We start from the raw sequence: 23,994 nt of genomic DNA on the forward strand, positions 1-23,994 counted from the left end.
CGCTACCGGTGTAGGCATGCAACGCCGGTGGGTACCTGCTTGACTCGTAGCGGGTAGCCACACCACCGGGAGGTCCGACCCATGAGCGATCGAGGCGACACCACCGGCGACGGCGCGGACGATCTCGGCGCCACCGTCGCGGCGTTGACCGCGGACGACATCGAGCCGGCCCGGCGGCGGCAACTGCTCACCCGGATGGTGGGGCAGGCCCGCAGCCGAGGCATTTCCGACCTGTTCAAGCCCCGCGCCGCCGTGCGCTGGATGACCGACACGGTGGCCGAGATCGCCCCGCACGTACCGGTGCGGGACCTGGCCACCCTGCGTCGACACTTTCCCGGCCTGGACGACGCCGCCCTGGCCGAGCGACTGATCCGCAACGCCTCCCGCGCCACGGCCGGGATCGGCGCGGCCGGCGGGGGAGTCGCCGCCGTCGAATGGACCGTCGCACCCACGCTGCTCTCCGCGCCCGTGCTGCTCGCCGCCGAGACCGTCGCCGTCGTGGCGGTGGAGCTGAAACTGATCGGTGAGCTGCACGAGCTCCACGGCGTGTCGCTGCCGGGCGCCGGCAGCCAACGAGCGGTCGCCCTGGTGCACTCCTGGGCCACCCAGCGCGGGGTCAACCCGATGGTGCCCGGCGTGGGGGTGGGCGCGGTGCTCGGCACCGCAGCCCGCAAGGAGATGCGCGACATGCTGCTGCGCCGATTCGGGCGCAACCTCACCACCCTCGGGCCGTTCCTGACCGGCGCGGCGGTGGCCAGCTTCCTCAACCGCCGGGCCACCCGGCAGATGGCCGACCAGCTCCAGGTGGACCTGCGCCGCCGCGGCATCGCCCGGCCGGCGCCGCCGCCGGCCCTGCCCGGCCCGCCGACGGGCACCTGAGCGGGGTCGTCGGCATCGGTCAGCCCGGCTCGCCGGCCGTACGGTCGGCGGGTCGGCCGGCGTCCCGCGCGGCCAGCACCGCCTCGGCCAGCTCGACCGGACGCCTCGTGCTCACCACCCAGAAGGGGGTCGGATCGGCCGGGTCGTCGAGCACCACCTGCACGGCGCCGCCGATCCAGGGCCGCTGCACCACGAAGGCGAGAGGGTCCGCGCCCACACCGAGCACCTCGCGGCGACCGGCGACGTCCAGCGGGATCACGTCGGCCACGAAGCGCACCGGCAGGCGGGCGTCGTCCACCCGCAGCTCGGCGTCGACGACCGCGACGCGGATCCGGCCCACCCACCACAGCCCGGCAGCGGTGAGCGGCAACAGCACGGCGAACGGCAGCCAGGCGCGGACGCCGCCGGCGCCCATCCAGATCTCGACGGCCAGCAGCGCGGCGGCCACCAGCCCGGTCAGCCACAGCCACCAGGGCAGGTCCAGCCGTTCGGCGTACGCCGGACGGGCCGGCGCCGGCGGCCGATCGGCGGACGGAGAGGGCGACATGCTCACTCCTGCGAGGGTACGGCGCACGGCGGGCCGGCCAACCGGCAGGATGGCAGGGTCACCGGAGACAACCGGACGAAGAGGGGACCCGTGACCGACGTCGTACCCGTGCCCGTACGGCTGCTCGATGCCGAGCTGCCGCTGCCCACGTACGCCCATCCCGGCGACGCCGGGGCCGACCTGGTGGCCGCCGCGGACGTGGAGCTGCCGCCCGGCGGTCGGGCCCTGGTGCCCACCGGCGTGGCCGTCGCCCTGCCGGACGGGTACGTGGGCCTGGTCCATCCGCGGTCCGGCCTGGCGGCCAGGCTCGGCGTGACGGTGCTCAACGCGCCCGGTACGGTCGACGCCGGCTACCGGGGTGAGATCATGGTCAACCTGATCAATCATGATCGGGACACGCCCGCGAAGATCTCCCGTGGCGACCGGATCGCCCAGCTCGTGATCCAGCGGGTCGCGCGGGCGCGGTTCGAGCCGGTGGCCGAGCTGCCCGGGTCCTCGCGCGGGACCGGCGGGCACGGCTCGACCGGCGGGCACGCTCAGCTGGTGCCGTCACCGGCCGGCCAGGAGTGGGTCGACCAGCGGCGGGCCGAGCCGGGCCACGGGCAGACGGAAGAGGTGGCAGGGTGATTGTGAACAGCGGAGGGTGGGCGCAGTGATCTTCTCCCGAAAGCGGGCCGATGCCGGGCGGCACACCCGCGACGAGCGGACCACCGAGGTCCTCGACGAGGGCACCGGGACGTCCGCGCCGGCGCTCGTGCGCGGGCCGTACGACATCTCCGAGGTCGACGACGAGGTGCAGCGCCTCGACCTCGGCAGCCTGCACATCCCGGCGGTGGCCGAGGTGGAGGTGCGGGTGCAGGCCGACCCGCAGGGCGTGATCCAGCAGGTCGTGCTGGTGCACGGGGACAACGCGCTGCAGCTCGGCGTCTTCGCCGCCCCCCGGTCCGAGGGGATCTGGGACGAGGTGCGCGAGGAGATCCGGCAGTCGCTGCTGCGCGACGGCGCCGCCGCCCAGGAGGTCGAGGGCGAGTACGGCCCGGAGCTGCACGCCCAGGTGCGCACCCCGGACGGCCCGACGAACCTGCGGTTCGTCGGCGTCGACGGGCCGCGCTGGATGGTCCGGGGCGTCTTCCAGGGCCCGGTGGCCACCGATCCGGCCAGCGCCGGGCCGCTCGCCGAGTGCCTGGACGGCCTGGTGGTCGACCGTGGCCAGGAGGCGAAGCCGGTCCGTGAGCCACTGCCGCTGCGCCTGCCCCGCGAGATCGCCGACCAGGCCGACGCCGAGGGCGGGGACACCTCCGCCGCCGCCGAGCCCCGCCAGGTCTGACCGGGCCCGCACCGGCCCGCCGGAACCGGCCCCGTCGGCGTACGCTGGCGGGACGGTTCCGGCGTCGCCGGAGCTGGGCCGGTGCCGGCGGCGAGCCGGTGAGCGTGGAGAGGGTGACGCGGAGGTCATGACGACCGACGAGAGCCGGGTGTCGCTGCGGCGCATCCTGCAACGGTTCACCGCCAGCGAGGCCGAGATCGACGCGCAGGAGTTGCGGCAGGAGAGCGCCGAGTGCGGCGGTGTCCTGGCCCAGCAGTGCTCCCGGGGCCAGGTGGTCTCGGTGGCCGGTCGGCTGCGCACAGTGGTCTACACGCCGCGCACCAACCTGCCCACCCTCGAGGCCGACCTGTACGACGGCAGCGACGTCGTCACCCTGGTCTGGCTGGGGCGCCGGCACATCTCCGGGATCGAGCCGGGGCGGCACCTGACCGCGCGTGGCCGGGTGGCGATGCGCGACGACCGCAAGGTCATCTACAACCCGTACTACGAGCTGGACTCGCCGAAGTGACGGCACCGCGGACGGAAGGCCGGGCATGACGACGGGACAGCACCGGGCAGCACAGCCGGAGACCGATCCTCCGCAGGACGACGAGCCGCTGCCCACGATCGCCGAGCAGATGGCCGACCAGCTCGGCGGCTGGCGGGGGCTTGTCGAGTCCAGCATCCCGGTGGTCGTCTTCGTGCTCGCCAACATCATCGGCGACCTGCGGCCCGCCGTGATCGCCTCGGTGGCCGTCGCGCTGCTGATCGCCGGGTTGCGGCTGGCTCAGCGCCGGCCGATCCGGCACGCGGTCAACGGGCTGTTCGGGGTCGGTATCGGCGCCGCCATCGCCTGGCGCACCGGTGACGAGCGGGATTTCTACCTTCCCGGCATCCTCTACGGCATCGGCTACGGCATCGCCCTGCTGATCTCGGCGGCCATCCGCCAGCCCCTCGTCGGGTGGATCTGGTCGGTGCTGGTCGCCAAGGGCCGCTCCGAGTGGCGGGCCGACCCGAAGCTGGTGCGCGTCTTCACCCGGCTGACCGTGCTCTGGGGCGTGGTGTGGCTCGCCAAGGTGGGCGTGCAGGCCGGGCTCTACCTGGCCCACCAGGACACGGCGCTGGGCGTGGCCCGGCTGGCGCTGGGCTACCCGCCGTACGCGCTGCTGCTGCTCATCACCGTCTGGACGGTGCGCCGGGTCACCCGGGAGCCGCAACCCACCCCGCTGCCGGGCGCCTGAGCGACAGCGCCGCCCGCGCCCCGCGGCTCAGTGGGAGCCGCGGGTCCGCTCGACGCTGTCCGGACCGAGGATGACCGCGCGGACGTCGTCCTCCACCTCGGCGGTGCAGACGAAGATCAGCTCGTCGCCGGCCTCGATGGGATCGTCCGGGCTGGGCACCAGGACGCGCTTGCCGCGCAGGATCGCCACCAGGGCGGAGTCGCGGGGCAGCGGCACCGCGTGCAGGGGCTGACCGACGTAGGGCGCGGTCGGCGGGAGGGTGATCTCGACGAGGTTGGCCTCGCCCTGCCGGAAGGTCATCAACCGGACCAGGTCGCCGACGGTGACCGCCTCCTCGACCAGGGCGGCCATCACCCGCGGCTTGCTCACCGCGACGTCGACGCCCCACTGCTCGGTGAAGAGCCACTCGTTCTCCGCCCGGTTGACCCGGGCCACCACCCGGGGCACCGCGAACTCGGTCTTGGCCAGCAGCGACAGCACCAGGTTGGTCTTGTCGTCGCCGGTGGCCGCGACCACCACGTCGCAGCCGGCGACGTTGGCCTCCTCCAGGCTGGCGACCTCGCAGGCGTCGGCGAGCACCCACTCGGCGGCCGGAACCCGGTCCGGCCGGAGCATCTTCGGCTGCCGTTCGATGAGCATCACCTGGTGGCCGTTCTCGATCAGCTCCTGAGCGATCGAGCGACCCACGTTGCCGGCGCCCGCGATGGCGATCCGCATGGCTCAGTGCCCCCCTTCCGGCGGGGTCGCCGCCACCGACGTGACAGTCGCCACGATGTCGTCGCTGACCAGCATGAACACCTGGTCGCCCTCCTGGACGACTGTGGACGCGGTGGGCAGCGTGCCGATGCCGAAGCGGATCAGGTAGGCCACCCGCGCGCCGGATGCCTCCTCCAGGGCGCGCACCGGCCGGCCGATCCACTCCTTGTGCACCGGGACCTCGACGATCGACACGGTGCTCGTCGGGTCGCGGAAGATCTCCACGTTGCCCTCGGGCACGAGGTGCCGCAGCATCCGGTCGGCCGTCCAGCGCACGGTCGCCACGGTGGGAATGCCCAGCCGCTCGTAGACTTGGGCCCGGCGCTGGTCGTAGATCCGGGCCGCGACCCGGGACACGCCGAACGTCTCCCGGGCCAACCGCGCCGAGATGATGTTGGAGTTGTCGCCGCTGGAGACGGCCGCGAAGGCGTCCGCGCGCTCGATGCCGGCCTGGCGCAGCACCTCGCCGTCGAAGCCCGCCCCGGTCACCGTGATTCCGGCGAAGTCGGGGCCGAGCCGGCGGAAGGCGTCGGCGTCCTGGTCGATCACCGCCACCGAGTGTCCCCGGGACTCCAGGCTGTGGGCGAGGGTCGACCCGACCCGGCCACATCCCATGATCACGACGTGCACGCTGTCCCTCCCAAGGTGCGTACCGCTGCCGCTGGCCCTTTCGCCGCCGGTGGCTCCGAGTCCGAGCCTGCCACGTCCGGGTCGACAGCGGGACCGACCGTACCGCGTCCTGTCTGCCACCCGTGATCGCCCACCCCCGCGTTCGGACCGTGGTGGTCGTACCCTTGGCGTTCGTGGCCAGACCCACCTCGCTGTTGAAGCGACTGCTCCTCGGTCGACCGTTCCGGTCCGACCGACTGCAGCACACCCTCCTGCCGAAGCGCATCGCGCTGCCCGTGTTCGCCTCCGACGCGCTGTCCAGCGTTGCGTACGCGCCTGACGAGATCCTGCTGACCCTCTCCATCGCCGGGGCGTCGGCGTTCCTGTTCTCCCCGTGGATCGCCCTCGCGGTGGTCGTGGTGATGCTCACGGTGGTGGCCAGCTACCGGCAGAACGTGCACGCCTACCCCTCCGGCGGCGGCGACTACGAGGTGGCCACGGTCAACCTCGGACCGAAGTTCGGGGTCGGGGTGGCCAGCGCCCTGCTTGTCGACTACGTGCTCACCGTGGCCGTGTCGGTCTCCTCCGGCGTGGCGAACCTCGGCTCGGTGGTGCCCTTCGTGGCCACCCACAAGGTCATGATCGCGGTGCTCGCGGTGGTCCTGCTGACCGCCGTCAACCTGCGCGGACTGCGCGAGTCGGGCACCGCGTTCGCCATCCCCACGTACGGCTTCGTGATCGTGATGGGCGGAATGCTGCTCACCGGTCTGTTCCGCGTCTTCGTCCTGGGTGACGACCTCCGTGCGCCCAGCGCCGACCTGGTCATCCAGGCCGAGCACAGTGTGACCGGGTTCGCGCTGGTCTTCCTGCTGCTGCGGACGTTCAGCTCGGGCGCCGCCGCGCTCACCGGCGTGGAGGCGATCTCCAACGGCGTGCCCGCGTTCAAGGCGCCCAAGAGCCGCAACGCCGCCACCACGCTGCTGCTGCTGGGCGCGATCGCGGTGAGCCTGCTCGTCGGGATCATCTGGCTGGCCCGGCTGACCCACCTGCAGTTCGTCGAGGACCCGGCCCTGCAGATCGTCTCGGGCCCCGACGGGTACGTGCAGAAGACGGTGACCACCCAGCTCGGCGAGACGGTCTTCGGCTCCGGCTCGTTCCTGCTCTACGTGGTGGCCGGGATGACCGCGCTCATCCTCTTCCTGGCCGCGAACACCGCGTTCAACGGTTTCCCGGTGCTCGGCTCGATCCTCGCCCAGGACCGCTACCTGCCCCGCCAGTTCCACACCCGGGGCGACCGGTTGGCCTTCTCCAACGGCATCACCTCGCTCGCCCTCTTCGCGATCGTGCTGATCGTCGGGTTCCAGGCCGAGGTGACCCGCCTCATCCAGCTCTACATCGTCGGTGTCTTCGTCTCGTTCACCGTCTCCCAGGCCGGCATGATCCGACACTGGAACCGGCGCCTGCGCACCGAGCGGGACCCGGAGGCGCGCAAGCGGATGCACCGCTCCCGGGCCATCAACACCTTCGGCATGGGTCTGACCGGCACGGTGCTGGTGATCGTCCTGATCACCAAGTTCCTGCTCGGCGCCTGGATCGCGATCGCGGCGATGGCGGTGATCTACGCGCTGATGCTGGCCATCCGCCGGCACTACGACCGGGTCGCCACCGAGCTGACCCCGCCGGACGAGGGCCGGGCCGTGCTGCCCGCCCGGAACCACGCGATCGTGCTGGTCAGCAAGCTGCACCAGCCGACGCTGCGGGCCATCGCGTACGCCCGGGCCACCCGGCCGGACACGCTGACCGCGGTGACCGTCAACGTGGACGAGAAGGACACCCGCGACCTGCAGGCCGACTGGGAGCGGCGGGAGATGGCGATCCCGCTCACAGTTGTCGACTCGCCGTACCGGGAGATCACCCGGCCGATCCTGGACTTCGTCGCCTCGACCCGTCGTTCGTCACCGCGCGACGTCGTCACCGTCTTCATCCCCGAGTACGTGGTGGGGCGCTGGTGGGAGAACCTGTTGCACAACCAGAGCGCGCTGCGCCTCAAGGGTCGACTGCTCTTCGAACCGGGGGTGATGGTGGTCAGCGTCCCGTGGCAGCTCGCCTCGACCGCCAGCAAGAACCTGGACCGGCTGGACGCCACGCTCTCCCGTACGCCCGCGCGCGGGCCGCGGGGCACCGTGCCACCAGTGGTCACCGCGCCGCCGCCGGACGAGTCCGGCCCGGTGGACAGCGAAACGGTCGGGAACGGCCGTGACTGAGCGGACCACGCCGTCCGTGACGGCGGCTACCGAACGGGGCCTGGCGGAGGCGGAGCGGGTCGAGCTGACAGTCGACGCCGTAGCCCCCGGCGGGCACTGCGTGGCCCGGGTGGACGGGCAGGTGGTGTTCGTCCGGCACGCGCTGCCCGGTGAGCGGGTGATCGCCGAGGTCACCGAGGTGCACCGGGGGTTCGTCCGGGCCGACGCGGTGACCGTGCTGGACCCCTCACCGGACCGGGTGGAGCCGCCCTGCCCGTACGCGAGGCCGGGCGCCTGCGGCGGCTGCGACCTGCAACACGTCGCCCCGGACGCGCAGCTGGCCTGGAAGACCGCGGTCGTGCGCGAGCAGCTGGTCCGCCTCGGCGGGCTCGCCGACGCCGAGCTGGACCGGCTGGGCGTCCAGGTCGAGGCGCTGCCGGGCGGGTCGCTGGGCTGGCGCTCGCGGGTCCGCTACGCGGTCGACGCCGCGGACCGCGCCGGCCTGCTCAAGCACCGCTCGCACGAGGTCGTGCCGATCGATCGCTGCCGGATCGCCCACCCGGCCATCCAGCAGCTGCCCGTGCTCACCCCGACCGGCACGCGCTGGCCGGCGGCCGAGGCGGTGGAGACCGTCGCCAGCACCGGCGGGGACGTGAGCGTCGCCGAGGTCCGCGACGGGGTGGCCACGCCGGTGAGCGGGCCGACCGAGGTCCGCGAGGTGGCCGCCGGACGGGACTGGGCGCTGCCCGCGTCCGCCTTCTGGCAGGTGCACCCGGCCGCGGCGGACACCCTGTCCACTGCCGTGCTGGAGCTGCTCGACCCGCGGCCGGGCGAGGTGGCCTGGGACCTCTACGGCGGGGCCGGGCTGTTCGCGGCGGCCCTCGCCGGCCGGGTCGGCGACGCGCGGGTCACAGTTGTCGAGTCGAGCCCGACCGGGGCGGACGCGGCCCGGGTGAACCTTGCCGACCTGCCCCGGGTCGAGGTGGTCGCCGCCCGGGTGGAGACCGCGCTGGCCCGCCGACGGATCACCGGCCCGGTCGACGTGGTGGTGCTCGACCCGCCGCGCTCCGGCGCGGGCGCCCCGGTGGTGCGCGACATCGTCGCCGCCGGTCCGCGCGCCGTCGCGTACGTGGCCTGCGACCCGGCCGCCTTCGCCCGGGACGTGCGCACCTTCGCCGAGCTGGGCTGGCGGCTGGCCGCGCTGCGCGGCTTCGACCTGTTCCCGATGACCCAGCACGTCGAGCTGGTGGGCCTCCTGCTGCCGGTCGACACTCCTGATGTGGACCGGCCCTGACCAGGCGCTCAGCGGCCCACTGCGGTGCGTACGGCTCGGGCCAGGCTGCGGAGTGTCGGACGGCCGATAGACTCTCCGGTCATGAGTGTTGAAGAGGACACGGCCAACCACGGCCGGTTGCTGGGGACGGTCCGCGGTCCGCAGGACGTCAAGCGGATGTCGGGCGAGGAGCTGGATGTGCTCGCCGCGGAGATCCGCGACTTCCTGATCGCCAAGGTCTCCCGCACCGGCGGGCACGTCGGGCCCAACCTCGGTGTGGTCGAGCTGACGCTGGCCATGCACCGCGTCTTCGACTCCCCCCGGGACCGGCTCCTGTTCGACACCGGCCACCAGGCGTACGTTCACAAGATCATCACTGGGCGCCAGGCCGGCTTCGACAAGCTCCGCCAGCGCGGTGGCCTCTCCGGCTACCCCAGCCAGGCCGAGAGCGAGCACGACCTCATCGAGAACTCGCACGCCTCCACCGCGCTCTCCTACGCCGACGGCCTGGCCAAGGCGTACGCCCTGCGGGGTGAGGCGCGCAGCGTCGTGGCAGTGGTCGGTGACGGCGCGCTGACCGGCGGCATGTGCTGGGAGGCGCTGAACAACATCGCCACCGCCGGCAACTCCCTGGTCATCGTGGTCAACGACAACGGGCGGTCCTACTCGCCGACCATCGGCGGCCTGGCCGACCACCTCTCCTCGCTGCGGCTCAACCCCGGCTACGAGAAGGTCCTCGACACGGTCAAGGACGCCCTGGGCTCCACCCCGCTGGTCGGCAAGCCGATGTACGAGGTGCTGCACGCGGTCAAGAAGGGCATCAAGGACGCGGTCGCCCCCCAGGCCATGTTCGAGGACCTCGGCATCAAGTACGTCGGCCCGGTGGACGGGCACGACGTGGCGGCCGTCGAGTCGGCGCTGCGCGCGGCGAAGAACTTCGGCGGCCCGGTGATCGTGCACGCGGTCACCCGCAAGGGCTACGGCTACCGCCCCGCCGAGGAGGACGAGGCCGACTGCCTGCACGGCCCCGGCGGCGCCTTCGACGTGGAGACCGGCGCCCTGCTGGCCGCCCCGGCGGTGAAGTGGACCCACGTCTTCTCCGACGAGCTGCTGGCCATCGCCGACGAGCGCCCGGACGTGGTGGGCATCACCGCCGCCATGGCCGAGCCGACCGGCATCGCCAAGCTGGCCCGCAAGTACCCCGAGCGGGTGTACGACGTGGGCATCGCCGAGCAGCACGCCGCCACCTCGGCGGCCGGTCTGGCGCTGGGTGGGCTGCACCCGGTGGTCGCGGTCTACGCCACCTTCCTCAACCGCGCCTTCGACCAGGTCCTGCTGGACGTGGCGATGCACAAGCTGCCGGTGACCTTCGTGCTGGACCGCGCGGGCATCACCGGTCCGGACGGCCCCAGCCACTACGGCATCTGGGACATGTCGGTCTTCGGTGTGGTGCCCGGCCTGCGGATCGCCGCTCCCCGGGACGCCGCCACGCTGCGTGAGGAGCTGCGCGAGGCGCTGGCCGTCGACGACGGCCCGACAGTCGTGCGGTTCCCCACCGGCACGGTCGCCGCGGACCTGCCGGCCGTGCGCCGGGTCGGCCCGGTCGACGTGCTGGCCGAGTCGGCGCGTACCGACGTGCTGCTCGTCGCCGTCGGCTCCTTCGGCCAGCTGGGCATGGAGGTCGCGGCCCGGGTCGCCGAGCACGGCTACGGGGTCACCGTCGTCGACCCCCGCTGGGTCCGCCCGGTGCCGGCCGAGCTGGTCGAGCTGGCCGCCCGGCACCGCCTCGTGGTCAGCGTCGAGGACGGCGTCCGCGTCGGCGGTGTCGGCGACGCCCTCGGCCAGGCCATGCGCGACGCCGACGTCCGGGTGCCGCTCAAGGACCTGGGCGTACCGGCCGACTGGCACCCGCACGGCACCCGTGCACAGATCCTCGCCGACCTCGGCCTGACCGCCCAGGACGTCGCCCGGAACGTCACCGGCTGGATCTCCGGCCTGGACGCCACCCCGGACCGGCTGACCCCCAGCGACACGGCAGCCCAGAACTAGCTCGACTGTCCAGCTCGACCCGGCGGCGGGCACCCCCACGGGGCGCCCGCCGCCGGCGTTCCCCGCCCCGGACCGGTCGATCATGGAGTTGTGGTCCCTCGCAAAAGGGGCGGACAGGTATTCAACGCCCACCACCAGTTCGTGATCGACCGGTTGGGTGGGGGGGGTTAGCGTGGGCGGGGGCTTACCGAGCGGTAGTGGGTCTTGTCGGTGTTGGCCAGGCTGTAGGTCTGGGTGCTGTCCGGCTCGGGGACGACCACCAGGCCGGGACGCTCCACCAGCAGCGGGGTGCCCGGCGGCACCGAGAGGGAGCTGTCCCGGGTGGCCCGCCAGCTGAGCACCACCAGGGGCTGGCCGGGCACCGGCAGCTGGTACGTCTGCAACGGCGTGGCCCGGTCGGCCGGCGAGACCACCGGCGCGCTTCCGTCCGCCGGCCGGTAGACGACAGCGGTCATCATGCCGGCGTCGGTGTCCCAGCTGAGCTGCTGCAACTCGGCCGGTTCGCCACCGCCCAGAGCCACCTCGCCGAGTGAGCGGACCGAGAGCTTCGCCATCGGCCAGGACGTCGGCACCGACTTCGGCGCGTCCCGGTCGCCGATCCGGCGCGGGATGCTGCCGAACGGACCCCGCTCGCCGGCCAGCACGCAGGTGTCCAGGCCGGTGAGCGCCCGCCGGCCCGCGCCGGACTCGTCACGGACCAGCGGATAGCGCGGGTCGGTCGTGCCGGTGCCCAGGTCGAGCAGCCGGTCGGCGGCCCGCCCACGGGGCAGCGACTCGGTGGCCCGCAGGGTCGCCGTCACGCCGACCGCCGTGCAGGCCGGCACGTCGACCGGGGCGCTGAGGCCGTCGGCGACGGTCAGCGCCCGGCCCTGCGGGCCGAGCAGTTGCTGCACGCGGGCGGAGACCAGATAGCGCCGACCACCGGCCGTCTGCACCGGCAGCACGTCGGAGTAGACCAGGTAGCCGGGGTCGGTGTACTCGGTGGCGCGGGCGATCGCGTACCGGCCGCCGTCGCCGGCGAGTTGCAGCAGCCAGGACGCGCTCTCGCCGGGCACGTCGGCCGCGACCAGGGCCACCGGCGCCCCGTCGACCCGGCCCGAGAAGAGAATGCCGGACGAGGGCAGGTGCGCCCGGTCGTCGGCCGGTGAGCGCCAGTCGCGGACGGCCCTGGTGACCGCCGCCGTCGCCGCCGCGTCACCGGCCAGGTCGCCCCGGGGCGGCCACACGGCAAGCGTGCCGTCGAGGCTGTCGTACCCCACCCGCAGGTCACGGGGCGTGCGCTCCGCGACGGGACCGCACGCGGTGGCGGTCAACAGCGCGGTCAGCAGGACGCTGAGCGCCCTGCCGTGCCGGCGGCCCGGAGTCACCTGATCCGCCCCCGATCGCCTCGCCGTCGTTGTGGGAAAGCGCCATAGTACGAGATGTCCGACGCGACGCCGCCGCTGGCCGGTCCCGCACCCACCACAATGGACGTCCCGGGGGCTTTAGTGCCTTTTCGCCGCTCGGGTAGACTCCGCCGACTGTGACGCCTGCCGAGTCCCGCGCCCTGTCCGCGCCGCACCCGGAGGCGGCCGGCCCCGACGAGACAGTGAGCCACCACACTCCCACCGCCTCCCGGGTCAGGGCCGTCGGCGCTCCCGGCGGCACCGCCGCTCCGGCCTCCCATGCCGGCGCCCGCGTACGCACCGTTGGGCGCGAGCCCGAGCCCGCCACGACGGCGGTCGCCGCCGCGCCGGCCGAAGCCCCACCGGCAGCGCCGGCCGAAGCCCCGGCAGCGCCGGCCGAAGCTCCACCGGCAGCGCCGGCCGAGGCCCCACTGGCGGCGCCGGTCGAGACCCCGCCAGCGCCGCCCGCCACTGCCACCCCGGCCGGCGTACCCGTCGAGGTCGCCCCGGCCGGCGTACCTGCCGAGGGCGACGGCGACGAGGGGACCGCCGGGCCGCGCCGACGTCGGTGGGCCCGCTGGACCCGGCGACGGCAGCACCTGGCGGTCGGCGCGCTGTTCCTGCTCGCCGCGCTCTGGGTGACCAGCCGGATCTGGCTGGACCCGGCTGGCCGGGTGGCGTCGCTCTACACCGGAGACCCGGCCCAGGTGCAGTTCTTCCTCGCCCACTCGGTGCGAGTGGTGCTGCACGGCGAGTACCCGTTCTACACCGAGCAGTTCAACTATCCCGACGGCGTCAACCTGATGGCCAACACGGCGGTGCTGGCTCTGGGCATCCCGATGGTGCCGGTGACCCTGCTGTTCGGGCCGGCGGTGTCCTTCGTGGTGCTGGTGACGCTCGGCCTCGCCGGCACCGCGATGGCGTGGTATCTCATGCTCCGCCGCCACGTCGTGCGTACGCCGCTCGCCGCCGCGGCGGGCGGCTGGTTCTGCGGGTTCTCCCCGGCGATGCTCTCGCACGCCAGTTGGCACCCCAACATCATCAGTCAGTTCCTGCTGCCGTTCATCGTCTGGCGGGTGCTGGTGCTCACCCGCTCGCGCCGGCCGGTCCTCGACGGCGCCCTGCTGGCCCTGCTCGTCACCGCCCAGGCGTTCATCAACGAGGAGATCCTGCTCTTCACGGCGCTGGCCTGCGGGATCTTCCTGCTCGCGGTGGTGGCGCAGGAACCGGCCCGCTGGCGGGCGGCGTGGCGACCGCTGGCCGCCGGCCTGGCCGCGTGCGCGCTGCTGGCCGGGGCGCTGCTGGCGTACCCGCTGTACGTGCAGTTCGCCGGGCCGATGGCGTACCACGGGCTCAGCGACGCCGTGCAGGACTACGGCAACGACATCGCCGCCTTCTTCGCCCCCGGCTCGGCCACCCTCGGCGGCAACCAGCGGGCCAACGTCAACCTGGCCCCGAACTACTCCGAGGAGAACGCCTTCTTCGGGTGGAGCCTGTCGCTGCTCGCCGTCGCCGTAGTGGTGTGGCTGCGTCGGGAGATGGTCGTGCGGGCGCTCGCCGCGACCGGTGGCTTCTTCGCCCTGCTCTCCCTCGGCGAGCGGATCTCCTGGTGGGACCGGGAGCTCCTCACCGGGCCGTGGGAACTGCTGGTGCACCTGCCCCTGCTGGACGCGGTCGTGCCGACCCGGTTCGGCCTGATCACCACGGTGGTCATCGGTCTGCTGCTCGCGCTCGCCGTCGAGCGGGCCTGGGCGCTGCGCCCGGCCGACCGGCGTACCGTCCGGACGCTCACCGCCGCCGGCCTGGCGTTCGCGCTGCTGCCGATCGCCCCGATGCCGCTGCGGATGGTCTCCCGGCCGCCGGTGCCGGAGTTCATCACCGCCGACCGCTGGCGGCAGTACGTCGGCCCGGACCAGACGCTCGTGCCGATCCCGGTGCCCAGCATGGGCAACACGCACGGCATGCGCTGGGCGGCCGCCACCAACCTCGACTTCAAGATCCCGGGTGGCTACTTCCTCGCCCCCCGCAACGGCAACACCGGTGACCCCGGTCGGTTCGGCGGCCGGCCCAGCGGGGTGGGCCAGCTGCTGGAGGAGGTCGCGACCACCGGCCGGACCCCCAAGCTGGACGACCGGCAGCGTCGGCGCTTCACCGACGAGCTGCGGCACTGGCACGCGGCGATCCTGGTGCTGCCGGTCCGTCAGCAGCACGTCGAACCGCTGCGGCGTACCGTCGAGGAGCTGGTCGGCCCCGGCCGGCAGGAGCTGGACGTCTGGGTGTGGGACGTTCGGACGCTTACCGACCGCTCGGTCTGATGTCCACGGGAACGACGTCGTCGCCGGCGCAGACGGCGGCAGCGACGCTCGGTCCGCCGACCGCGCGCCGACCCCGGCCGGCGTGGCTCCCGGACGCGGTGGTCATCGCCGGCTACCTGGGGCTCGCGGTGCTGCTGACCGGCACCCAGTGGGGCCGCCCCGGCCGGCTGTTCCACCAGGCCGGCGACCAGGTGCTCTTCGAGTGGATGCTGGCCCACGCGGCGCACGCCGTCGTCGCGGGGGAGAACCCGCTCTACAGCACCGCCCTGAACGCGCCCGACGGCGTCAACCTGATGGCCAACACCTCGGTGCTCGGCCTCGGTGTCCCGCTGGCCCCGGTGACGCTGCTGTTCGGCTCGCAGGCGGCGTTCTGCGTGGCGGTGGTCTGCTGCCTCGCCGGCACCGCCACAGCCTGGTACGCGCTGCTGCGCCGTCGACTGGTCACCGCCCGCTGCGCGGCGGCGCTCGGGGGCCTGGTCTGTGGCTTCGCCCCCGGGATGATCGCCCAGGCCGGGGCGCATCTGCACGTGGCCGCCCAGTTCCTGCTACCGGCGATCCTCGCCCTGGTGTTCCGTTCCGGGTCGAGCCCGCGCGGGGTGTGGCGGCCCGGTGTCGGCCTCGGGCTGCTGCTCGTGTGGCAGGTGTTCATCGGCGAGGAGGTGCTCGTCTTCCTGGCGCTCGCCGCCGGGGTGTTCGCGCTCGGCTACGCCCTCGCCGACCGGGCCGCGGCCCGCCGGCTCGCGCCGGCCCTGCTCGGCCGGCTCGCCGTGGCGGCCGTGGTGGCGGTGACGCTGCTGGCGTACCCCCTGTGGTTCCAGTTCCACGGGCCGCAGCACTACACCGGAATGGCCTTCGCCGCGCACGGCTTCCAGCTCGACGCCGCGTCGTTCACCGCGTCGGCCCGGCAGACCGTGCTCGGAGACGACTGGCTACCCGGGCTGCTCGCACCGAACCCCACCGAGGAGAACTCGTTCTTCGGCCCCGGCCTGCTGGTGCTCGCCGTGGTCACCGTGATCTGGCTGTGGCGACGGCCGCTGATCCGCGCGCTGGCCGGCTGCGGCATCGTCTTCGCCCTGCTGTCGCTCGGCACCGACCTGCGGGTGGACGGCAATGCCACAGGCGTCGCGGGGCCGTACCGGCTGGTCGCGGGGCTGCCGCTGCTCGACCTCGCGGTGCCGGCCCGGTTCGCGCTGGTCTGCGTGCCGGTGCTGGGTGTCCTGGTGGCGCTCTTCGTGGACCGGGTGCGGGCGGCCCGCCGGTCACCGACCGTGCCGGGACTGCCGGTACGACTGCTGGGGGCGGGCGCGGTGGCCGCCGCGCTGCTGCCCCTGACGCCGACGCCGATCCGGGCGGTGCCGGTCGCGCCGGTGCCGGGGTTCGTCGCCGACGGCGGGTGGCGGCAGGTGGTGCCTCCGGGACGGACCGTGGTGGCGGTGCCCCCGGTGACCGGCGCCGCGCTGAGCCCGGTGATGCTCTGGTCGGCCCGCACCGGCCTGGCGTTCCGCGCCCCGGGCGGGTACTTCATCGGACCGAGCGGCCCGGACGACCCGGCGGCCCGCTGGGGCGCCCCGGACCTGCCGACCGCCGTGCTGCTGCGCCGGGTCGCCGAGACCGGCACGGTGCCGGTGCTCACCGAGGCCGACCGCCGTCAGGCCGTCGACGACCTGCGGCACTGGCGGGCCGCCGTGGTGGTGCTCGGCCGGTCGACGCACGACGAACCGGTCCGCCGGACCGTCGAGGAACTGCTCGGCCCCGGCCGCCCGGTCGACGGCGGGTGGGCGTGGGACGTCCGGACGTTGGTCGGCTAGCGCTGATCAACCAGCGCGCGGACGTCCCAGACCCAGACGTCGTCGACGCGCTGCGGTGGCCCGATCAGGGCGGTGACCAGTTCGCGCAGCACCGCCTCGCGCGGGTGGGCGCCGAGCACCACCACCGACGCCCGCCAGAACCGGAGGTCCTCGACGGCCTGGCGGCGGTTCTCGTCGGTGAGGACGGGGACCGCGCCGGCGTCCATCGTGGAGTAGATGAGGCTGCTGGTGGGCCGGTTCGGTGCGCCGAAGACGCCCTCGCCCAGCTCGTTGGGGCCGATGAAGTAGCCGCCCGGGACGGGGAACTCCTGCCCGGTCAGGGCACTCCAGCGCAGCGTGGGCAGGCCGTGCACGTTGCTCGGGATCGGCACCGGCACGAGGGTCCGGCCCTGGGGCACGTACGGCCGCCAGCCGCCGGCGGTGATGAAGTGCGGCGGCGGGTCGATCTGCTGGGCGGGCAGCGGCCGGGGAAAGAGCGGCAGCAGGGCGAGGGTGACCGCCGCGTACCCCAGTGGGCGCAGCCACCGGCGTCGCGTCGCGACCGGCGCGGTGACGCCCTGGTCGTCGGACGTCGCCGCCTCTGCGGCGGTCGCCGGCTCTCCGGCGCGCGGGGCCGGCACGCGGGCCGGCGCGGCCACCGGACGGCCGTGGCGGGCCGCGGCGTCCCAGGTCAGCGCCAGCAGTACGCCCACCGCAGCGGCGACCACCAGGGTCAACCGGGTCGGCATCATCATCTCGACCAGGGGCAGGTCGTCCGGCACGTACGACCAGGGGCCGCGCACCCCGGTCTCCACCCCGTCGAAGCGCACCCGTGGCCCGATCGAGGCCACCGTGAAGACCACGATCAGCACCGCGACGATCCGGGCGGCCAGCGAACGGCGCACCAGTAGCACGAGGGCCACCACCGAGAGCAGCACCAGCGGCCAACCGAACCAGGTGTTCTGCTCGGTCATGCCGATCGTCTGCTCGACCGCCGGATCGCCCGCCCAGGTGTCGCGGGCGAAGGTCACGAAGGCGACCAGGTCCTCGCCCCAGTTGTGGAAGACGCCGCCCTGCAAACCGCGGTAGGACTGCGGACCGTTGAACTGGAACCAGATCGGGTACGCCGCCAGCAGCAGGGCCAGCCCACCGGCGACGCCCAGCCCGGCCAGGAACGTCCCGGCCGCGGCGCGCGTCGCCCGTGGCCGCTGCACCGCGTACGCCAGCACGACGACCAGGCAGGCCAGCGCCGTGAGCAGCAGCATCTCCTCGTTGATGAAGATCTGGTAGGTCACCAGCACCCCGAGCACCAGCCCGTTGCGCCGCCACCGGCCCGGCTCGCCCATCCGCAGCACCCGCACCACGATCAACGGCAGCAGGAAGTTGGACACGAAGTTGGGCTGGCCGTTGGCGTGGTGGATGATGCCCGGTGCGAAGCCGAGGAACGCCCCGCCGACGAAGGCCGCCGCCCGGGAGCGCACCAGGTGCCGCGAGAGCATCCAGTAGGCGGTGCCGGCGGTGGCCGCCAGCGCGCCACCCAGGTAGAGCGCGTACGTGACCTGGGGGCCGACCAGCATCGTCAGTGGCGACAGCGGCAGGGTCACCCCGAGCAGCGAGGTGTTGGCCATCATGTTCACCCCGTCCGGGGCGTTCTGCCGGGCCGTGAACAGCGGGTTCTCCAGGTGCCGCACCGAGTACGCGCCGTGCGCGAACAGCCACTCGAACCAGCTGTGGTCGGTGGGCAGGTGCGAGGACACCCGACCGGACACGTCCCCCCAGTAATGGAGGCAGACGAAGACGCCCAGCACCACATAGGCTCCGAGGGCCAACAGGTCGGCTCGGGCCGGACGGCGTCGAGGTCGCCGTGTCGGCTCGACCTCGGCCAGTTCGGCGTCGGTCACGGGATTCAACGAGGGGTCTACCACCGGCACAGCCACGACGCGCCATCGTACAGGCGAGGATGCGTCGCTTTTGCCGGGCCGGTACGCCCCCGGCCGGTTTGCCGGGCCCCCGGCCGACCCCGCCGGTGATGGAGGGACCATCTTTGTCGATCATCGAGCTGGGCGAGGTCCGGGACGAGCCCGAATCGCGGCCGACGGTCCGTCGACCGCGCGCCGCCGGCCGCCGGCTGCGCAGCTCGGCGGTGCTGCTGCTGGCCCTCGTCACGCTGGCCGGCGCGACCCCGGTGCGGCAACGGATCGTGACGTCGGTGCCGGCCTCGCCGGGCGCCTCGGTGTACCTCACCGAGGACGCCGTCGTCGTTGTCGACACGTCGACGCCCGTCGGCGACAGGTACCTGACCGCGTACAGCCGTCCCGGGCCGAGGGTCGGGGACACCGTGCGGCGCCGGTGGCGCGCACCGCTGGAACGCAGCGGTGACTTCCTGGCGGTCTGGGCCGACCGCGGGATGCTGCTGGCGGTGGGTGCCAGCACCGCTGACGGGGTGCTGGAGACCACCGCCTTCGACGCCGGGACGGGTCAGCGGCGCTGGCGCCAGCCGGGGATCGCCCAACGAACGGCCGACGGGGGCCTGCTCCTCGCGAACGACCTGGGCGACGGGCCGGGCACGGTGACCCGGGTGGCGCCCGACACCGGCCGTGTGCTCTGGTCGGTGCCCATCGCGTCCGGCAGCCCCGCCTACCACGGACCGGTCAACCAGGTCGACCAGATCGTGTTCGTCCAGCCGACCGGCGAGCTGCAGGTTTACGACGCCGGCAGCGGCGACCTGGTGGGCAGTGTGGACACGTTGCCCGGTGCCCGGTCGGCGTTCCAGCGGGTGCAGGTGGTGGACGACCTCGTGCTGCTCGTTCCGCCCGGCAGCACCGGGCTGGTCGCCTTCCGGCTGCCCGGACTGGAGCAGGTGTGGACGTCCTCGCTGCCGCTGGTGGCCTGGGCGGTGCCGTGCGCAGATCTGCTCTGCACCGTCCAGCAGACCGGCGCCATCCAGGCCATCGACCCCGCCACCGGCGCCGTTCGCTGGTCGGACCCCGGGCCGGACACGTTGGTCGACGTCCGGCGGGACATGCTGCTGGTGACCACGCCCGAGCAGCGGTACGCGGTGCGGGACGCCCGGACCGGGCGGGAACGCGCGGAGCTGGGCCGGTGGCAGCTGGTGGACCAGCTGCGCCGCGACGACCCACTGATCGGCGTACGGCCGACCCCCGACGGCCGGCTCGTCGTCGCCGAGCTGGACCTCAGCGCCGGCCGGACGCGACTCCTGGACGTGCTCCCGGGCGTGGTCGGGGGGTGCCAGGTGGCGTTGCCCGTCCTGCTCTGCCGCCGCCTCGACGGCTCGAGCGCCCTGTGGCGGTTGTCCCGGTGAGCGGTCCGGTGATCGACCTCGGGGAGCTGCGGCACGGGCCGGACCCCGACCCGATCCGGCTGCCCCGCCCGCCGCTGGCGCGGCAACGGCCCCTGCGCTGCGCGCTGGTTCTGCTGCTGGTGCTCGCCGGCCTCGCCGGTTCGGGGCCGTTCAACAGGCGCGAGGTGCTGACGCTGCCGGCAGAACTCGGCGCCGAGGCGCTGGTCACCGACGACCTCTTCGTCCTCGTCGAGCCGCTCGGCGGGACGGGGCAACGGCGGCTCACCGCGACCCGGCTGCCCGGCGGCGAGCCGGCGTGGCAGGTGCCGTTGCCGACCGAGGGCCGGTACTGGGGGGTCGCGCAGCAGGGCGAGACGCTGCTGGTCACCGGCCACGAGGTCGGCCCGGACAATCAGGGGACGCTCACGATCGCGCTGGACCGCCGGACCGGAACGTACCGCTGGCAGCAGCCCGGCAACGCCGCCGCGCTTCCCGACGGCAACCTCCTCATGTGGTCCACCGCCGGCGACGACCAGGGGGACACCCTGCGCGGGGTCGACCTGTGCTGCGGGACCGTGCGCTGGCAGCTGCCGATCAGCCCCGGCGGCATGTTCGTCCTCCGCGACGGCGAGCACGGGGTGGACCGCCTGCTCGTCGTCCGCCTGCGCGGGGCGACCGAGGTCCGCGACCCGACCACCGGCGCGGTGCTGGCCCGCGCTGACCTCGACGCCGGCGGGGGTGCGTCCGGCGTGTCGGTGCAACTCGCGGACGACCTGCTGCTCACCATCGGTGGCGCGACGGCCACGACCACCGCGTACAGGCTCGACGACCTGCGCCAGCGGTGGCGCGTGCCTGCCGGCGAGGCGCTGTACGCGTCGGACTGCGGCGTCGTCATCTGCGTGCAGACCCGCTCCGGCGGGCTGCGGGCGCTCGACGCCGCCACCGGTCGGGACCTCTGGGCGAGCGACCGCTGGGGGTGGGTCTGGCCCTACGCCGGTCGGCTGGTGGCCACGACGGTGAGCAGCGCCGGGCCGGGTGCGGAGGAGATCGTCGTGCTCGACCCACCGACCGGCCGGGTGCTGGCCGAGCTGGGTCGGTGGGAGCTGGCGCAGTTCGCCCGCGGCGGCCCGCTGATCGGCGTACGCCGCCATCCCGACGGGGGTCTGCTCGTCGCCGAGCTGGACGTCACCGGTGGCCGGGCACGGACGCTCGACGTGTTGCGGGACGCGACCGGGGACTGTCAGGCCCTCACCGGGCGGCTGCTCTGCCGGCGGCGCGACAACGCGTACGGGCTGTGGCGGTTGCCCCGCTGACCACCGGCGGGGTCGGTCCGGGCGGCGAGGGAGGATTGTTGCCCGCCGGCACTAGGTTGTCGGTGGTCAGCAGCGAGGAGGCCGGGATGCGGGTACTGGTGGTGGAGGACGAACGCAACCTCGCCGACGCGATCGCGCGCGGGTTGCGCAAGCGGGGCATGGCGGTGGACGTGGCGTACGACGGCGACGCCGGCCACGAGGCGGCGTTCGTCACCCGGTACGACGTGGTGGTGCTCGACCGCGACCTGCCCGGCGTGCACGGCGACCAGATCTGCGCCGACCTCGCCGCCTCCGGGGCGCTGACCCGGGTGCTGATGCTGACCGCGAGCGGCACCGTGGCCGACCGGGTGGAGGGGTTGCAGCTCGGGGCGGACGACTACCTGCCCAAGCCGTTCGCGTTCGACGAGTTGGTCGCCCGGGTGCAGGCGCTGGGCCGGCGGGCCACCCCGGCCGCGCCGCCGGTTCTCGAACTGGCGGATCTGGTGCTCGACCCGGCCCGTCGGGTCGCGACCCGCGCCGGTGTGCCGATGGACCTGACGAACAAGGAGTTCGGCGTGCTCAGTGAGCTGCTCAAGGCCCGGGGCGCGGTGGTGTCCAGCGAGGAGTTGCTGGAGCGGGTGTGGGACGCCAACACCGACCCGTTCACCACCATCGTCCGGGTGACGGTCATGACGCTGCGCCGCAAGCTCGGCGACCCGCCGTTGATCGAGACGGTGGTGGGGGCGGGTTACCGCACGGCCGAGGTCCTGCCGTGAGCCGGCCGGGGCGGTTGCGACCCACCCTGCGGTTGCGGCTGACGCTGCTCAACGGAGTGCTGCTGGTCGGCGCTGGCGCGATCCTGGTGCTGCTGGCCTGGCTGCTGGTCCGGGACGCGCTGCGGCCCACCGACGAGCTGCTGCCCGGCACGACGGTGGTGCTCTCCGACGGTGGGCGGATGGACGCCGCCCAGTGGCAGCGGGAGCTGGTCGACGCCGCCTCCGGGGAGCTGCTGGCCAAGGGCCTGGTCGCGCTGTTGGCGATCAGCGTGGTCGGGGTGGCCGGCGCGTACGCCGTGGCCGGCCGGGCGCTGCGGCCCCTGCACCAGGTCACCGCGACCGCACAGCGACTCGGTGAGGCGACGCTGGACCAGCGGATCGGCTACTCGGGCGCGGACGACGAGGTCGCCGAGTTGGCCAAGACGTTCGACGCGATGCTGGACCGGATCGCGTCCGCGTTCGAGGCGCAGAAGCGTTTCGTGGCCAACGCCTCGCACGAGCTGCGGACCCCGCTCGCCGTCATGCGGACCGAGATCGACGTGACGCTCAGCGACGACGACGCGGACGCCGCCGAGTACCGCCGGATGGCGACAGTCGTCCGGGACGCCTCGGAGCGGGCGAACAGCCTGGTGGACGCCCTGCTGGTGCTGGCCCGCAGCGAGGCGCAGGCCGGGCGGCGCCTTGGCCGGCGCACCGAGTGCGACCTCGCGACGGGCACCGCCAACGCGCTGTCCGCGATGCGCCGCGAGGTCGAGCGGATCGGCCTGCGCGTGCAGACGTCACTGGAATCCGCGCCGGTGGTCGGCGATCCGGGTCTGCTCGACCGGCTGGCCGGCAACCTGATCGAGAACGCCGTCCGCTACAACCACCTGCACGGTCGGCTCTGGGTGCGTACCGGCACGGACGGCGACCGCTCGTGGCTGGTCGTGGGCAACACCGGGTTCGAGGTCGACCAGGCCGACGTGCCCGGGCTGTTCGAGCCGTTCCGGCGCGGCGGCCGGGAACGCACCGGGGCGCGCGGCTCCGGCCTGGGCCTGTCCATCGTCCGGGCGGTCTGCCAGGCGCACGGCGGCACCGTCCGGGTGATCGCCCAGCCCGGCGGCGGCCTGGAGGTGACCGTCACCCTGCCGACCGCGGACGCCCCGGCGGTGACCGGCCCGGTGCCCGCTGCCGGCTGAGCGGTCGGCGCGGCCGCGAGGGTTGCGGACGGCGCTCGCCCGATGGCAAGATCACCCACGTCAGCTCGAGAGCGAAAGGGGGTGCGTCGATGTCCACCATTCAGGGCTCCGCACCCCGGGTCTTCGCCGGCTGACCCCGGGCAGCGGAGCGTCCCCATCCGACCCTGGAGGGACCACCCGTGTATCCACGGATCCGCAACATCAGTTTCGACTGCCACGACACGTACTCCCTGGCCGGCTTCTGGTCGGCGGTGCTCGGCTACGCCCGGCACGGCGAGGACGCCCCGGGTGATCCGGAGGCGGTCCTGCTGCCGCCGGACGAGGCCACCCCGAACCTGTTCTTCCAGGCGGTGCCCGACGACAAGGTGACCAAGAACCGGCAGCACATCTGCCTGGAACCTGTCGACCGGACCCGCGACGAGGAGATCGAGCGGGTGCTCGGCCTCGGCGCCACGATGGTCGCCGACCGTCGGCATGCCGACGGCACGGGCTGGGCGGTGCTCGCCGACCCGGAGGGCAACGAGTTCTGCGTGCTGCGCAGCGCCAGGGAACGTGTCGTCACCACCACTTCGGAGGACCAACAGTGAGTTCGACGATCCACAACATCAGCTTCGACTGTCGCGACACGTACGCCCTGGCCGGCTTCTGGTCGCAGGTCTTCGACTGCCCCCGGCAGCCCGACGACTTCCCGGGCGACCCGGAGGCGATGCTGCTGCCGCCGGGCGGGCCGGAGGTGCTGTTCATCGCCGTGCCCGAGGGCAAGGCGGTGAAGAATCGACTGCACCTGGACCTGGAGCCGGCCGACCGGTCGCGGGCCGACGAGGTCGAGCGGCTGCTCGGCATCGGCGCGGTGCACGTCGCCGACCAGATCCGCCCGGACGGCTCGGGCTGGGTGGTGCTCGCCGACCCGGAGGGCAACGAGTTCTGCGTGCTGCGCAGCGCGGCCGAGCGGGCCGCGTCACCGGCTGTCGTCGCGGCGACGGGTGACGCCGAACCGGTCTCCTGAGCGATCGGTGCGGTACGGCAGGGGCCCCGATCACCCTGAGGTGGCCGGGGC

At 73.8% G+C, this 23,994-nt stretch carries 21 protein-coding genes; 16 read left to right on the plus strand and 5 right to left on the minus strand.

The window, feature by feature from the left end:
* Positions 1-81 precede the first annotated feature (81 nt).
* On the plus strand, positions 82-879 hold the full coding sequence (locus tag AB0B39_RS24770; RefSeq protein ID WP_234587949.1) for a hypothetical protein: 798 nt from the start codon (positions 82-84) through the stop codon (positions 877-879).
* Positions 880-898: 19 nt separating this feature from the next.
* On the opposite strand, the gene AB0B39_RS24775 is transcribed toward AB0B39_RS24770, so the two are convergent.
* Positions 899-1,426: a DUF3093 domain-containing protein gene (locus AB0B39_RS24775; RefSeq protein ID WP_357498519.1), complete on the minus strand. Its 528-nt coding sequence runs from the start codon at positions 1,424-1,426 to the stop codon at positions 899-901.
* Between the two features lie 90 nt (positions 1,427-1,516).
* Between AB0B39_RS24775 and dut the strand changes: the two genes are divergently transcribed.
* The 4 genes from dut (at position 1,517) to AB0B39_RS24795 (ending at position 3,973) form a co-directional block, all read left to right on the plus strand.
* A complete protein-coding gene (gene dut, locus AB0B39_RS24780) occupies positions 1,517-2,053 on the plus strand; it encodes a dUTP diphosphatase (RefSeq protein ID WP_357498521.1) in 537 nt (178 codons plus the stop codon).
* 25 nt (positions 2,054-2,078) lie between these two features.
* The gene (locus tag AB0B39_RS24785) at positions 2,079-2,753 is read left to right on the plus strand and encodes a DUF3710 domain-containing protein (RefSeq protein WP_357498523.1); all 675 of its coding nucleotides are present in this window, start codon (positions 2,079-2,081) and stop codon (positions 2,751-2,753) included.
* A 127-nt stretch (positions 2,754-2,880) separates the two neighbouring features.
* The gene (locus AB0B39_RS24790) at positions 2,881-3,261 is read left to right on the plus strand and encodes an OB-fold nucleic acid binding domain-containing protein (protein ID WP_357498525.1); all 381 of its coding nucleotides are present in this window, start codon (positions 2,881-2,883) and stop codon (positions 3,259-3,261) included.
* A 25-nt stretch (positions 3,262-3,286) separates the two neighbouring features.
* On the plus strand, positions 3,287-3,973 hold the full coding sequence (locus tag AB0B39_RS24795; RefSeq protein ID WP_234587938.1) for a DUF3159 domain-containing protein: 687 nt from the start codon (positions 3,287-3,289) through the stop codon (positions 3,971-3,973).
* A 27-nt stretch (positions 3,974-4,000) separates the two neighbouring features.
* On the opposite strand, the gene AB0B39_RS24800 is transcribed toward AB0B39_RS24795, so the two are convergent.
* Both AB0B39_RS24800 and AB0B39_RS24805 read right to left on the minus strand, forming a co-directional pair.
* Positions 4,001-4,690, minus strand: coding sequence for a TrkA family potassium uptake protein (locus AB0B39_RS24800; protein ID WP_234587936.1), 690 nt, complete (start codon positions 4,688-4,690; stop codon positions 4,001-4,003).
* Positions 4,691-4,693: 3 nt separating this feature from the next.
* On the minus strand, positions 4,694-5,359 hold the full coding sequence (locus tag AB0B39_RS24805) for a TrkA family potassium uptake protein (protein WP_234587934.1): 666 nt from the start codon (positions 5,357-5,359) through the stop codon (positions 4,694-4,696).
* Positions 5,360-5,532: 173 nt separating this feature from the next.
* On the opposite strand from AB0B39_RS24805, the gene AB0B39_RS24810 reads away from it, so the two are divergent.
* From AB0B39_RS24810 to dxs, 3 genes are all read left to right on the plus strand, one after another.
* Positions 5,533-7,602: an APC family permease gene (locus AB0B39_RS24810; RefSeq protein ID WP_357498528.1), complete on the plus strand. Its 2,070-nt coding sequence runs from the start codon at positions 5,533-5,535 to the stop codon at positions 7,600-7,602.
* Between the two features lie 16 nt (positions 7,603-7,618).
* Entirely contained in the window at positions 7,619-8,875 is a 1,257-nt protein-coding gene (locus AB0B39_RS24815) for a TRAM domain-containing protein (protein ID WP_357575592.1), read from the plus strand.
* 81 nt (positions 8,876-8,956) lie between these two features.
* Positions 8,957-10,903 carry a 1-deoxy-D-xylulose-5-phosphate synthase gene (gene dxs, locus AB0B39_RS24820; protein ID WP_357498530.1) on the plus strand — a complete coding sequence of 649 codons (1,947 nt, stop codon included), beginning with the start codon at positions 8,957-8,959 and terminating at the stop codon, positions 10,901-10,903.
* A 167-nt stretch (positions 10,904-11,070) separates the two neighbouring features.
* Here dxs and AB0B39_RS24825 read toward each other — a convergent pair whose 3' ends face one another.
* A complete protein-coding gene (locus tag AB0B39_RS24825; protein ID WP_234587989.1) occupies positions 11,071-12,231 on the minus strand; it encodes a hypothetical protein in 1,161 nt (386 codons plus the stop codon).
* Between the two features lie 656 nt (positions 12,232-12,887).
* Between AB0B39_RS24825 and AB0B39_RS24830 the strand changes: the two genes are divergently transcribed.
* Both AB0B39_RS24830 and AB0B39_RS24835 read left to right on the plus strand, forming a co-directional pair.
* A complete protein-coding gene (locus AB0B39_RS24830) occupies positions 12,888-14,603 on the plus strand; it encodes a hypothetical protein (protein WP_357498633.1) in 1,716 nt (571 codons plus the stop codon).
* On the plus strand, positions 14,603-16,411 hold the full coding sequence (locus tag AB0B39_RS24835; protein ID WP_357575519.1) for a hypothetical protein: 1,809 nt from the start codon (positions 14,603-14,605) through the stop codon (positions 16,409-16,411). Before AB0B39_RS24830 ends, AB0B39_RS24835 begins: the two co-directional genes overlap by 1 nt.
* Here AB0B39_RS24835 and AB0B39_RS24840 read toward each other — a convergent pair.
* The gene (locus tag AB0B39_RS24840; protein ID WP_357575593.1) at positions 16,408-18,321 is read right to left on the minus strand and encodes a hypothetical protein; all 1,914 of its coding nucleotides are present in this window, start codon (positions 18,319-18,321) and stop codon (positions 16,408-16,410) included. The two genes, AB0B39_RS24835 and AB0B39_RS24840, sit on opposite strands and share 4 nt — an antisense overlap.
* 113 nt (positions 18,322-18,434) lie before the next feature.
* On the opposite strand from AB0B39_RS24840, the gene AB0B39_RS24845 reads away from it, so the two are divergent.
* From AB0B39_RS24845 to AB0B39_RS24870, 6 genes are all read left to right on the plus strand, one after another.
* Positions 18,435-19,712 carry a PQQ-binding-like beta-propeller repeat protein gene (locus AB0B39_RS24845; protein ID WP_357575520.1) on the plus strand — a complete coding sequence of 426 codons (1,278 nt, stop codon included), beginning with the start codon at positions 18,435-18,437 and terminating at the stop codon, positions 19,710-19,712.
* A complete protein-coding gene (locus tag AB0B39_RS24850) occupies positions 19,709-21,004 on the plus strand; it encodes a PQQ-binding-like beta-propeller repeat protein (protein WP_357575521.1) in 1,296 nt (431 codons plus the stop codon). The genes AB0B39_RS24845 and AB0B39_RS24850 overlap by 4 nt, the downstream gene beginning before the upstream one ends.
* Positions 21,005-21,090: 86 nt before the next feature.
* Positions 21,091-21,759 carry a response regulator transcription factor gene (locus AB0B39_RS24855; protein WP_039907546.1) on the plus strand — a complete coding sequence of 223 codons (669 nt, stop codon included), beginning with the start codon at positions 21,091-21,093 and terminating at the stop codon, positions 21,757-21,759.
* Positions 21,756-22,937, plus strand: a complete 1,182-nt coding sequence (locus AB0B39_RS24860) for a HAMP domain-containing sensor histidine kinase (protein WP_234590812.1) — start codon at positions 21,756-21,758, stop codon at positions 22,935-22,937. The genes AB0B39_RS24855 and AB0B39_RS24860 overlap by 4 nt, the downstream gene beginning before the upstream one ends.
* A 179-nt stretch (positions 22,938-23,116) precedes the next feature.
* Positions 23,117-23,524: a VOC family protein gene (locus AB0B39_RS24865; RefSeq protein WP_357575522.1), complete on the plus strand. Its 408-nt coding sequence runs from the start codon at positions 23,117-23,119 to the stop codon at positions 23,522-23,524.
* A complete protein-coding gene (locus AB0B39_RS24870; RefSeq protein WP_234590807.1) occupies positions 23,521-23,943 on the plus strand; it encodes a VOC family protein in 423 nt (140 codons plus the stop codon). The genes AB0B39_RS24865 and AB0B39_RS24870 overlap by 4 nt, the downstream gene beginning before the upstream one ends.
* The last annotated feature ends 51 nt before the right edge of the window (positions 23,944-23,994 follow it).

Source organism: Micromonospora sp. NPDC049114 (genome assembly GCF_040648635.1).
In the GTDB taxonomy this organism is placed as follows: domain Bacteria; phylum Actinomycetota; class Actinomycetes; order Mycobacteriales; family Micromonosporaceae; genus Micromonospora.